The sequence below is a fragment of the Sphingomonas sp. genome, assembly GCF_036387535.1.
GTDB lineage: Bacteria > Pseudomonadota > Alphaproteobacteria > Sphingomonadales > Sphingomonadaceae > Sphingomonas_R.
Genome location: NZ_DASVTO010000003.1, coordinates 26,039 through 37,535, shown reverse-complemented (window position 1 = coordinate 37,535; position 11,497 = coordinate 26,039). Strand labels below are relative to the sequence as shown.

12 protein-coding genes are annotated in these 11,497 nt (G+C 65.6%); 7 read left to right on the top strand and 5 right to left on the bottom strand.

Annotated elements, in window-relative coordinates; all coding sequences use genetic code 11:
* On the top strand, nt 1–1,341 hold a 1,341-nt coding region (gene feoB, locus VF649_RS00610; protein WP_331010014.1), incomplete at its 5' end, for a ferrous iron transporter B.
* Nucleotides 1,342–1,351: 10 nt separating this feature from the next.
* Nucleotides 1,352–1,894 carry a single-stranded DNA-binding protein gene (ssb, locus tag VF649_RS00605; protein ID WP_331010013.1) on the top strand — a complete coding sequence of 181 codons (543 nt, stop codon included), beginning with the start codon at nt 1,352–1,354 and terminating at the stop codon, nt 1,892–1,894.
* 17 nt (nt 1,895–1,911) lie between these two features.
* Here the strand turns inward: ssb and VF649_RS00600 are convergent, their stop codons facing one another.
* Nucleotides 1,912–3,996, bottom strand: a complete 2,085-nt coding sequence (locus VF649_RS00600) for a bifunctional (p)ppGpp synthetase/guanosine-3',5'-bis(diphosphate) 3'-pyrophosphohydrolase (protein WP_331010012.1) — start codon at nt 3,994–3,996, stop codon at nt 1,912–1,914.
* 161 nt (nt 3,997–4,157) lie between these two features.
* Nucleotides 4,158–4,499, bottom strand: coding sequence for a DNA-directed RNA polymerase subunit omega (rpoZ, locus tag VF649_RS00595; RefSeq protein WP_331010011.1), 342 nt, complete (start codon nt 4,497–4,499; stop codon nt 4,158–4,160).
* 140 nt (nt 4,500–4,639) lie between these two features.
* Between rpoZ and VF649_RS00590 the strand changes: the two genes are divergently transcribed.
* A complete protein-coding gene (locus VF649_RS00590) occupies nt 4,640–5,800 on the top strand; it encodes a phosphatidylserine/phosphatidylglycerophosphate/cardiolipin synthase family protein (RefSeq protein ID WP_331010010.1) in 1,161 nt (386 codons plus the stop codon).
* Between the two features lie 15 nt (nt 5,801–5,815).
* Here VF649_RS00590 and VF649_RS00585 read toward each other — a convergent pair whose 3' ends face one another.
* Nucleotides 5,816–6,430: a class I SAM-dependent methyltransferase gene (locus VF649_RS00585; protein ID WP_331010009.1), complete on the bottom strand. Its 615-nt coding sequence runs from the start codon at nt 6,428–6,430 to the stop codon at nt 5,816–5,818.
* 108 nt (nt 6,431–6,538) lie between these two features.
* Between VF649_RS00585 and VF649_RS00580 the strand changes: the two genes are divergently transcribed.
* Complete coding sequence (locus tag VF649_RS00580) at nt 6,539–6,910, top strand: antibiotic biosynthesis monooxygenase family protein (RefSeq protein WP_331010008.1); 372 nt, start codon at nt 6,539–6,541, stop codon at nt 6,908–6,910.
* A 121-nt stretch (nt 6,911–7,031) separates the two neighbouring features.
* Entirely contained in the window at nt 7,032–7,949 is a 918-nt protein-coding gene (locus tag VF649_RS00575) for a LysR substrate-binding domain-containing protein (protein WP_331010007.1), read from the top strand.
* Between the two features lie 43 nt (nt 7,950–7,992).
* On the opposite strand, the gene VF649_RS00570 is transcribed toward VF649_RS00575, so the two are convergent.
* Both VF649_RS00570 and VF649_RS00565 read right to left on the bottom strand, forming a co-directional pair.
* Nucleotides 7,993–8,451 carry a peptidylprolyl isomerase gene (locus tag VF649_RS00570; RefSeq protein WP_331010006.1) on the bottom strand — a complete coding sequence of 153 codons (459 nt, stop codon included), beginning with the start codon at nt 8,449–8,451 and terminating at the stop codon, nt 7,993–7,995.
* 36 nt (nt 8,452–8,487) lie between these two features.
* Nucleotides 8,488–9,516, bottom strand: a complete 1,029-nt coding sequence (locus VF649_RS00565) for an LLM class flavin-dependent oxidoreductase (protein WP_331010005.1) — start codon at nt 9,514–9,516, stop codon at nt 8,488–8,490.
* 123 nt (nt 9,517–9,639) lie between these two features.
* Here VF649_RS00565 and mgtE point away from each other — a divergent pair, with 123 nt between their 5' ends.
* Nucleotides 9,640–11,043 carry a magnesium transporter gene (gene mgtE, locus VF649_RS00560; RefSeq protein WP_331010004.1) on the top strand — a complete coding sequence of 468 codons (1,404 nt, stop codon included), beginning with the start codon at nt 9,640–9,642 and terminating at the stop codon, nt 11,041–11,043.
* Between the two features lie 42 nt (nt 11,044–11,085).
* The gene (locus VF649_RS00555; RefSeq protein WP_331010003.1) at nt 11,086–11,493 is read left to right on the top strand and encodes a DUF1489 domain-containing protein; all 408 of its coding nucleotides are present in this window, start codon (nt 11,086–11,088) and stop codon (nt 11,491–11,493) included.
* The last annotated feature ends 4 nt before the right edge of the window (nt 11,494–11,497 follow it).

Here is an 11,497-nt window from a genome sequence, read left to right as displayed (position 1 = left end):
CGCCTGGAACATCACGAAGAGCAGCGCCGCCAGGATGATCGGACCCATGATCGGGTGGAGCGCGACCGCATCGAGCCGATGCGTGAGCTTGCGCGCGCGCGGTTCCTCGACGGTCGCGGTGGCGGCGATCGCGCGCGCGTGGCGCTGCACCCGGTGGTCGGGCCGATCCTGCTGGCCGCGATTCTGTTCGTGATGTTCCAGGCGGTGTTCGCCTGGTCAGAGGCGCCGATCGGGTGGATCGAAGCCGGTTTCACGATGGCGCAGGAGGCGGTGGGCGCGGTGTTGCCGCCCGGCGTGGTGCGATCGTTGCTGGTGGACGGGGTGATCGCCGGGGTGGGATCGGTGATCGTGTTCCTGCCGCAGATCCTGATCCTGTTCCTGTTCATCCTGCTGCTGGAGGCATCGGGCTACATGGTCCGCGCCGCGTTCCTGATGGACCGGTTGATGGCGGGCGTCGGACTGTCGGGGCGGACATTCATCCCGCTGCTGTCGTCCTTTGCGTGCGCAATCCCGGGGATCATGGCCACGCGCACGATCGATGATCCGAAAGACCGGCTGACCACCATCCTGATCGCGCCGCTCATGACCTGTTCGGCGCGGCTGCCGGTTTATGCGGTGATCATCGGCGCGTTCATCCCCGCGCGCGATGTCGGGCCGGGAATCGGGTTGCAGGGGCTGGTGCTGTTCGGGCTGTACGTGACCGGGATCGTCGCGGCGATGCTGGCGGCGTATGTCATCCGCCGGACGATCGCGCGCGGTGAAAGCGCGGGTTTCATGATGGAAATGCCACGGTACCAGATGCCGGTTCTGCGGGACATCGCGATCGGGCTGACGCAGCGCGCCTGGATCTTCCTGCGCCGCGCCGGCACGCTGATCCTGTTCGCGACGCTGCTGCTCTGGGCCTTGCTGACCTTCCCCCAGGCGCCGTCGGGGCAGGACCAGGTGCGCTATTCCGCCGCCGGCCGGATCGCGACCGGGCTGGAGGTGATCGTGAAGCCGATCGGTTTCAATCACGAAATCGCGCTGGCGATCATTCCGGCGATGGCCGCGCGCGAGGTGGCGGTGTCGGCGCTGGCGACGGTCTATGCCATCGAAGGCGCCGACGAGGTCCAGACCGAACGCTCGCTGGTCGGACGGTTGCGGGGACGCTGGCCGTTGCCGACCGCGCTCGCCTTCCTGATGTGGTTCGTGTTCGCGCCGCAATGCCTGTCGACCATCGCGGTGATCCGGCGCGAGACGAACGGCTGGACATGGCCGCTGTTCAGCCTGGGGTATTTGTTCGCTCTGGCCTACCTTGCGGCCGGGGCGACTTTCTGGTTAGCCACGGCGCTCGGATTATAGGAGCAGCCGCATGGCAGGCGTCAACAAGGTCATCATCGTCGGCAATCTGGGCGCGGATCCGGTGTCCAAGAGCTTTCAGAATGGCGGCAAGGTCGTGAACCTGCGCATCGCCACGTCCGACACCTGGAAGGACAAGGCCACTGGCGAGCGCAAGGAAAAGACCGAATGGCATTCGGTCGCGATCTTCTCCGAGCCGCTCGGTCGCGTCGCCGAACAATATCTGCGCAAGGGATCCAAGGTCTATATCGAAGGCAAGCTGGCGACGCGAAAGTGGCAGGACCAGCAGGGCAATGACCGCTATTCGACCGAGATCGTGCTGCAGGGTTTCGACGGCCAGCTGGTGATGCTGGACGGCCGCGGCGAAGGTGGCGGTGGCGGCGGTGCTGGCGCGCGCGGCGGATCCGGCGGTGGCGACGATTGGGGCGCGGGCGGCGGCGGTTACAATGATGGCGGCTTCGGCGGCGGCTCCGCACGGGGCGGCACCTCGTCCGGCGGCGGATCGCGCGCGTCCAGCGCGTTCGACAGTGATCTGGACGACGACGTGCCGTTCTGAGGCTCGTCCCGGCCGATTCAGATTCGTTCGGCCTGCGCGACCGCATCGGCGGCGCGCAGGGCAGCCAGGATCCGCATGATATGCTGACGATCGCGCACCTCGATCGCGAGGTGGAAGGTATGAAAGCTGGCATCGCGGTGGAACAGCGCCAGGTTGATGATGTTGGCGCCCTGCGCGCCCAGGATGCTGGACATCGCGCCCAGCGAACCGGGTTCGTTCTTCACGATCACGGATAGCCTGGCGGTCCCGCCGTCGGACCCGTCGCCCCAGGCGAGATCGACCCAATCGGCATCGATGCCGTCGGCCAGCTCCGGACAGTCGATGGCGTGCACCTCCACCGCCGCGTCCGGCCGGCGCAGGCCGACGATCCGGTCGCCGGGCACCGGATGGCAGCACGGCGCCAGCTTGAACGCGACACCGGGCGTCAGGCCCTTGATCGAGATCGCTTCGCGCTGCGGCCGGACCACCGCCACGTCGCCCCCGCCGGCGCCGGGCATCAGCGCCTCCATCACCTGCGCATCGGTCAGGTGCTTGCGCGCGATCGCCTGCATCAAGGCGTCGCCATCGGGCAGCTGGAGCCGTTTTACGGCGTGGTTGAGCGCCTCGCTGCCAAGCTGGGCAGGCAGCCGCTTGACGATCTCGTCATAGAATTTGCGGCCCAGCGCGACCGTCTCGTCGCGTTCCTTGTGGCGCACGAACCGGCGGATCGCGGCGCGGGCCTTGCCGGTGGTGACGAACGTCATCCAGGCGGGCTCGGGTTCCTGCGCCTTGGACCGAAGGATCTGGACCTGATCGCCATTTTCGATCGGCGTGCGGAGCGGGACGACGCGGCCGTTGATCTTTGCGCCCACCGTCTGGTCGCCGAGATCGGTATGAAGCGCATAGGCGAAGTCGACCGGTGTCGCACCCTTGGGCAACTGGATGAGTTCGCCGGTGGGCGTGAAGGCGAAGATCCGGTCCTGGTACATCGCCATGCGCGTATGTTCGAGAACCTCCTCCGCACTGTCGGCATGATCGAGAATCTCGACCAGGTCGCGGATCCAGCTGACCTGCGCGTCCGCGCTGTTCTTCTGTTTGTAGGCCCAGTGGCTCGCCAGGCCGATCTCGGCCTCGTGATGCATCTCGACCGACCGGATCTGGACCTCGATCCGTGCCTTTTCCGAATGGATGACCGACGTGTGGAGCGAGCGGTAGCCGTTGCGCTTCGGTGTCGAGATATAATCCTTGAACCGTCCCGGCACCATCGGCCAGCGCTGGTGGATCAGCCCGAGCGTGCGGTAGCATTGCTCGACATCGGCGACGACGATCCGGAACGCCATGATGTCGGACAGCTGTTCGAAGCTGATGTGCCGCTCCGCCATCTTCCGCCAGATCGAATAGGGGTGCTTCTCCCGGCCGCTGACCTCGGCCTGGATGCCTTGCCGACCGAGCAGCGTCACGATTCCGGAGGATATCCGCGCGATCCGGTCGCCACCGCCGGATTGCAGCTGCGCCAGCCGCTTGGTGATCGACTCATACGCTTCGGGTTCGAGTTCGCGGAAGGCGAGCGTCTGCATCTCCTTCATGAATTCGTACATCCCGATCCGCTCGGCCAGCGGCGCGTAGATCTCCATCGTTTCGCGCGCGATGCGGCGGCGTTTTTCCGGCTTCGGAATGAAATGCAGCGTTCGCATATTGTGGAGCCGGTCGGCCAGCTTCACCAGCAGGACGCGGATATCGTCCGACATGGCGAGCAGGAACTTGCGGAGATTTTCCGCGGCGCGCTCATTCTCGGTCTGCGCCTCGATCTTCGACAATTTGGTGACGCCGTCGACCAGCCGCGCGACCGAAGGCCCGAACGCCTTTTCGATCTGATCATAGGTGGCGACCGTATCCTCGATCGTGTCGTGCAGGATTGCGGTAGCGATCGTCTCGTCGTCCAGCCGCAGGTCGGTCAGGATACCGGCCACTTCGATGGGGTGGCTGAAATAGGGATCACCGTTGGCGCGCTTCTGTGATCCGTGCGCCTGCATGGAAAAGACATAGGCGCGATTGAGCATCGCCTCGTCCGCCTGCGGATCGTAGTCCAGGACCCGATCGACCAGTTCATATTGCCTCAACACTGAACCATCATGTGGCGCGGTGGTGGCGGGATGCAACGGTAAAGCGCTGTGTCGACGATTTTAGGGTTGGCGGCGGCGGGTGGCGTGGTCGGCCTCACCCTCCCACGCGCAAGCGCGCGTGGGCCCCTCCCTCTCCCCTTGGGAGAGGGTAAGGAGCAGGATTACTCGTAATCGCCGCCGACATTCTGGTTGCGCGGCGGGGCGGCGGCGGTGAGGCGAAGCGCCTCGGCCGATTGGGACAGTGAACCCAGTTCGTCCACGGCGTCGTCATCATCCATCTGCACGCGCTGGAGACTCTGGACCATCGCTTCCTGAAGCTCGGTGGGATCGACGGTTTCCTCCGCAATCTCGCGCAGCGCGACGACCGGGTTCTTGTCGCGATCGCGATCCAGGGTCAGTTCGGCCCCGCCCGAAATCTGGCGCGCGCGCTGCGCTGCTGCCAGGACGAGATCGAAGCGATTGGGGATCTTGTCGACACAATCCTCGACAGTGACGCGCGCCATAATGTCGCTCCGCTAGATGTTTGAGCTGGTTGGAAGCCTTGGCCCCTAGCAGCCCATCACCGGAAACGCAAGGAAAGCGGTTGCGCAACCGGGACCGGCGCGCGACGTTCCGGGCCTGTGACGATTGCGATCGGGGAAGCATGACGACGACCGACACCGTCCCGTTCATCGTGGACGATCACCGGCTGACGCTGTTCGCCGAGGGCCCCGATCGCCTCACGGCGCTGATCGCGCTGATCGACGGGGCGGAGCGGACGCTGCGGCTGCTTTATTATATCTATGCCGATGACCAGTCCGGTCAGTGCGTGCGCGCCGCGCTATCGCGTGCGATCGCGCGCGGGGTGCGGGTGGCGATGATCGTCGACGGGTTCGGGGTGGCGGCCGGCGCCGGCTTTTTCCGCCCGCTGGTGGATGCCGGGGCCGATGTCTGCCGCTACGAACCCCGGTTCGGCCGCCGTTACCTGTTACGCAATCATCAGAAGCTGGCGCTGGCCGACGAAGCGCGGGTCATGATCGGCGGGTTCAACGTCGAGGATGATTATTTCGGCACGGTCGAGGCCGGCGCCTGGCGTGACCTGGGGTTGCTGGTGGACGGTGCGGCGGCCGCGCGGATCGCCCGCTATTTCGATGCGCTGATCGCATGGACGCACAGCGCGAAGCCGCGGATCCGCGATCTGCGGGCAATTCTGAAACAGCATAGCGAGATGCAGGTGCCAGGGCAGGTGCGTTGGTTGTTCGGTGGGCCGACGCGACGGTTGAGCCCCTGGGCGCTGGCGGTCAAATCGGACATGGCGCGGGCGCGGCGGCTGGATATGATCGCGGCCTATTTCGCACCCAATCCCGCGATGTTGCGGCGGATCGAACGCATTGTGCGTCGCGGTGGCCGGGCGACGGTGATGACCGCAGCGAAATCCGACAACGAGGCTACGGTCGCGGCGGCGCGGCATTGTTATGACCGGTTGCTGCGGCGCGGGGTGGCTGTGTTGGAATATGGCGTCACCAAGCTGCACAGCAAATTGTTCGTGATCGACGATGTGGTGCATATCGGATCGGCCAATTTCGACGTGCGCAGCCTTTATCTCAACCTGGAACTGATGCTGCGCATCGAGGATGCGGCCTTTGCCGACCATCTGCGAGGCTATTTTGCCGACGAGGCCAAGGGATGCCGGGTGATCGAAAAGGCCGATCATGCCAAGATCGGCTGGCTGCGGCGCGTGCAGTGGGGCCTTGCCTATTTCATCGTGGCGGTCGTTGACGCGAACGTCACCAGGCGGCTGAACTTCGGCATCGACGGACGATAAGGCGCCGCCGCGACCTCAATCCTTCCAGCCCCAATAGAGCTGTGCCGGTGGAATGTTGATCGGCTCGAAAGCATGGTCGATCCGCCGAAAATGCGGGATCAGGAAATCCTTCACCTTCGGATTGAACTGATACACCAGGAACGCGCCGCCGGGGCGAAGCGCGTCATGCGTTTCCGTCGCGATCTGCGGGCCGACGCCGGGCGGCAGCGTGGAAAAGGGCAGGCCGGACAGGATGTAATCGGCATGGCTGTGCCCATGATCGGCAATGATCCGGCGCACGTCGGCGGCCGAACCCAACACGGGACAGAATCGCGAATCGGTGATTCGGCGGCGCAGATAACCGATGAAATCGCGGTTGGTATCGATCGCGATCAGTTGCGCGTCCGGGGCCATGCGTTCCAGGATCGCGGGGCAGAAGGTACCGACCCCCGGGCCATATTCCACGAACAATTTCGTGTTCGCCCAATCGACGGGCTTCAGCATCCGCGCGATCAGCTTGTCCGACGAGGGGATGATCGAGCCGACCATCACCGGATGCTTCAGGAATTGCCGGAAGAACATTCCGAACGGGCCGGGATCGCGCCGTTTCAGCGTGGTGGCGAGGACCTGATCGGCAGACGATGAAGGCATGAAAACTCCGGAAGATCGCACCAAACAGTCTGCACCGTTCGCAAAAGCCATGACGAATAGCAAGCCGCAGCCATGGCGGGAACCATGACACGTCGGTAAGGAACGGCCATGAACGCGATAAGTGCCGGAACGGTCGCTGTAATCTTCATCAGCCAGCGGACGCCGCATGATCCCGCCGGCTATACCGCGGCGGCGGCGGAGATGGACGCCGCCGCGGCCGCAATGCCCGGCTATGCTGGCGCGGATTTCGCACGGGATCCGGACGGCTTCGGTATCACGGTCAGCTACTGGCGCGATCATGCTGCCGCCGCGGCGTGGCGCGACGATCCCCGCCACCGCGAAATCCAGGAACGGGGGCGTGCGCGGTGGTATGCGTCCTATGCCGTATACGTGGCCGACATCACGCGCGGCTATCGCTGGACGGACGCCATGTCCCGGATCGAGACGAAAAAAAAGGCCAGCCCGGAAGGCTGGCCTTGAGGCTTAGGAGAGGATGCCTGAAAGGCCCGTCGCTTTTGTCGCACCGCAGCAATTGCCGCAATTGCAGATTTGTGGAAAACGATTGCACAGGACGCAAGCGTCATAGCGAGAGGGAGGGGTCATGCGTCGATTGCCACCGCTGACGGCTGTCGAGGCATTCGTCCAGGTTGCCCGGCTGGGCTCGGTCAAGGCCGCGGCCGAGGAACTGGCCTTGTCCTCACCGGCACTCAGCCGCCGGGTACAGGCGTTGGAGCGCTTCGTCGGGCAGCCGCTGTTCGAACGGCGGCATCAGGCCATGCTGCTGAATGCAGCCGGCGAACGGTTGCTGGCCAGGATCGCACCCGCGATCGACGCGCTGGCGGAGGCGATCGACTCGACCACCGGCGCGCAGGACGCGATGCGATTGCGGCTGGGCGTGCTGCCGCTGTTCGCGTCGCAGAAGCTGATGGCGCGGTTGCCCGAACTGCGGGCCGCCTATCCGGATTTCCATGTCGATATCGATACCGCACCGCACCCGACGGCGCGGCTGGGCGAGAGCCTTGATGCAGCCATCGTGCTGGGCGCGGAGCCGGACGCCGCGCTGTATGGCCGGCGCATCGACCGCAACCGGGTGAGCGCCATCGCATCGCGGAAGCTGGCCACCGGGCCCGATGCCATCGTCGATCCAGAGGGCCTGCGCCGCACGACGATCTTCGTTCATCGCGACATGCCGGAAACCTTCGCCATCTGGCGCGCGGGGATCGGCAAGCCCGACCTGCAACCCGCAGTGATCGATCATTTCGACTCGGGACATCTGATGCTGGATGCCGCCGCGCAGGGCCTGGGCGTCGCGTTCATGCTGGATGCGCATCTGGAGGGCGCCCACGACGAACGGCTGGTGAACCTGTTCGGTTATGAGGTGGAGAGCAATTACAGCTACTGGTTCGTATGCAGGCGATCGGCGATGTCCAACCGCGCAGTGCGCGTGTTCCACGACTGGCTGTTCAGCGCCGTCGCGACCGCGGGGGATGAGCCGTTGCGGATCGCCGCGGCAACGTAGATCGAAGAGGCAGCGTCTTGCGAACGCTGCCCCTGACGACGGATCAGGCCGAAACCGTCGCCTTCACGATCTTGCCCGGCGTGCGTGGCGGCTCGCCCTTTGGCAGGGCATCGACATATTCCATCCCGGATGTGACATTGCCCCATGCGGTATATTGGTTGTCGAGGAAGCGGGCGTCGTCGAAGCAGATGAAGAACTGGCTGTTGGCCGAGTTCGGGCTTTGCGACCGCGCCATCGAACAGGTGCCGCGAACATGCGGTTCCTTGTTGAACTCCGCCTTCAGATCGGGCTTCTTCGATCCGCCCATGCCGGTGCCGGTGGGATCGCCGCCCTGCGCCATGAAGCCGGGGATCACCCGGTGGAACACCACGCCGTCGTAAAATCCTTCCTCCGCCAGTTCGACGATCCGCGCGACATGGCCGGGGGCCAGATCGTCGCGCAACGCGATCACCACGTCGCCGCCGCTATCGAGGGTCAGGGTCAGGGTCTTCTGGTCAGCCATAAGCATGTTCCTTTCGGTAAAAATAATGAAGGCGCGTTACGCGGCGTCGGTCATCCCGACCAGCCCATATTCCGCCGCGACGCGTTCGTAGCTGCGGCGGCGGGCGGCATGATCAGGCAGGATGTTGAGCAGCATGAGTTCGTCGGCGCCATATTCGGCGGCCACCGCATCCAGGCCCGCCCGCACCTCCGCCGCGCTGCCCAGGATCGTGCGACGGCGACGCAGCGTCGCGGCCGGATTCGCGGCGATCCAGGCAACGGCCTTGTCGACTGTCGGAACCGGGATCAGCATGCCGCGGATCAGATGCGCCATCATCATCTGCGCGGGCGCCGCGAGCCGTTCGGCTTCGGCGCGATCCTCCGCCGCAATCGTCCAGACCGCGGTCATCACATGGGACGCGGCCAGCCGGGCGGACGGCGTGAAGCGGCGACGATAGATATCGGCCAGTTGCGCGGCATCGGAATTGATGAAATCGGCGATGCAATAGGGCAGGCCCGCCTCCGCCGCCCAGACCGCGCTGTCGGGCGAAGACCCCAGCAGCCACAGGTCGGGTGACCCGCCGCCGCCGGTCGGCAGGGTCCGGCCAAGCGCGGCAAAGGCGTGATCCGGCGGCATGCTATCGTCGAGATGGGCGATCAGTTCAGCCAGATTTTCCGGAAAATCGTCATGCGGCATGCGCCGGCTGCGATCGCGTTGCAGCGCGAAGGCCGTGCGCTGATCGCTGCCCGGCGCGCGGCCAAGACCCAGATCGATCCGGCCGGGCGCGAGCGCGGCCAGCAGGCGAAAGGTTTCCGCAACCTTGAACGGTGAATAATGCGGCAGCATGATCCCGCCCGATCCGACGCGGATCCGGCGGGTCGCCAGGGCGATCGGTCCGATCAGTGCCTCCGGCGCGGCGCCGGCCAGCGCGGGGGAGGCATGATGTTCGGCCAGCCAGTAGCGATGATAGCCGAGCGTGTCGGCCAGCCGCGCCAGATCGAGCGTGTTCCGCACCGCATCCGCCGCGGTGGTGTCCTCCGCGATCGGGCTCTGGTCCAGGACCGAGAGGAAATAAGGGCTCGCCATCGGACGCTATTTAGGAAGCCGCGGTGCGGAAAGAAGCCTAGCCCCGGCTGACACTGGCGGCAGGACGCCGTAAGGACGGACGTCCGGCGGCGTCCGGGCGCGTGCGGACAGGCGGAGACCGACATGGCCGAACAGCAGGAACTGGATCCGGTCGTGGCCGCGGAACCCGCGCATGACGAGGATAATCGGCTGAATTCCGCGTTTGTCGACGCTGTGGTCGACGCCGTGGAGGCGGGCGATGTCGAGGAGGCGCGTGCGCTCGTTTCGCCGCTCCACCCCGCCGACATCGCCGATCTGTTCGAACTGGCGCCCAGCGAGCGGCGGCAGGCGATCGCCTCCGCGCTGCACGGCATGATCGACGGCGATGTGCTGGCCGAGATGAACGACTGGGTCCGTGACGAGCTAATGGAGGCGCTTGGCCCCCAGGAGGTCGCCGATATCGCGACCCAGCTCGATACCGACGACGCCGTCGCGATCATCGAGGACATGGACGCCGACGACCAGCGCGAGGTGCTGCGCGCCCTGGCGCCCGACGATCGCGCGGCGATCGAGGAGGCGCTCGGCTATCCCGAGGAATCGGCCGGTCGCCTGATGCAGCGCGACCTGATCGCGGTGCCCGAGCATCTGACGGTCGGCGACGTGCTGGATTATCTGCGCCGCAACGAGGATCTGACCACCGATTTCTGGGAAATCTACGTCGTCGATCCCAGCCATCGCCCGATCGGGACGTGCAAGCTCAGCTGGATCCTGCGCACGCCGCGATCGGTGGGCATCGGCGACGTGATGGCGCGCGAACAGACGCTGATCCCGGTCGACATGGATCAGGAAGAGGTCGCGCTGCGCTTCCAGAAATATGGGCTGATCTCCGCGGCGGTGATCGATGCGGCCGGGCGGCTGGTCGGGATGATCACCGTCGACGACGTCGTCCACATCATCCAGGAGGAGGCGGGCGAGGATGTGCTGCGCCTGTCGGGTGCGGGCGAAGGCGATATCAACGAACCGATCCGCTACACCGTGCGGACGCGGCTGACCTGGTTGCTCATCAACCTGCCGACGGCGATGCTGGCGGCGACGGTGGTCGGCCTGTTCGATGACCGGATCGCCCGTTATGCGGTGCTGGCGCAGTTGATGGGGATCGTCAGCGGAATGGGGGGCAATGCCGGGACGCAGACGCTGGCCGTCGTCGTTCGCGCGCTGGCCACCAACCAGCTGACCAGTTCCAATTCGCTGCGCATGATCGTGCGCGAATTGCGGATCGCGGCCAGCAACGGCGCGGCGCTGGGCGTGGTGGTGGGGGCGGGTTGCTATCTGTGGTCCGGGGTGCCGGCGCTGGCGGCGGTGTTCGCGCTGGCGCTGCTGATCAACAATCTGGTGGCCGGGTTGGCCGGGGTGATGGTGCCGATCACGCTGGAGCGGTTCGATATCGATCCCGCGGTTTCCTCATCGGTGTTCGTGACGACCTGTACCGATTGCATGGGGTTCCTGTCGTTCCTGGGGCTGGCGGCACTCTGGGGCCTGGGCGGCTGATCCGGACTTGAAGCCGTTCGCCCGCGCCGCCACATCGGTGGCATGCATCCGCTTCATATCACCAAGGTCGCGGTCGGGTGCGAGGATGTCGAGGCACTGGCGGAACAGACCCGAAACCGCACGGTGGACGGCGAGGCGCCGATCCAGACGCGCTATCGCCCGACGCGACACCTGGAACTGGTCGGTGGATCGCTCTACTGGATCATCAAGCATCGGATGACCGTGCGACAACGCATTGTCGGGTTTGACGAGACGGCGGAGGGGCGTTGCCTGATCCGGCTGGATCCCGGGCTGGTGACGGTCCATGCACGCCCCAAGCGCGCGCATCAGGGATGGCGATACCTGGCCGCAGCCGATGCACCGTCGGACCTGGGCGATGGCGAGGCGGACATGCTGGCGACGATGCCGCCGGCCCTGATGCGCGCACTCGCCGAACTGGCGCTGATCTGAACGG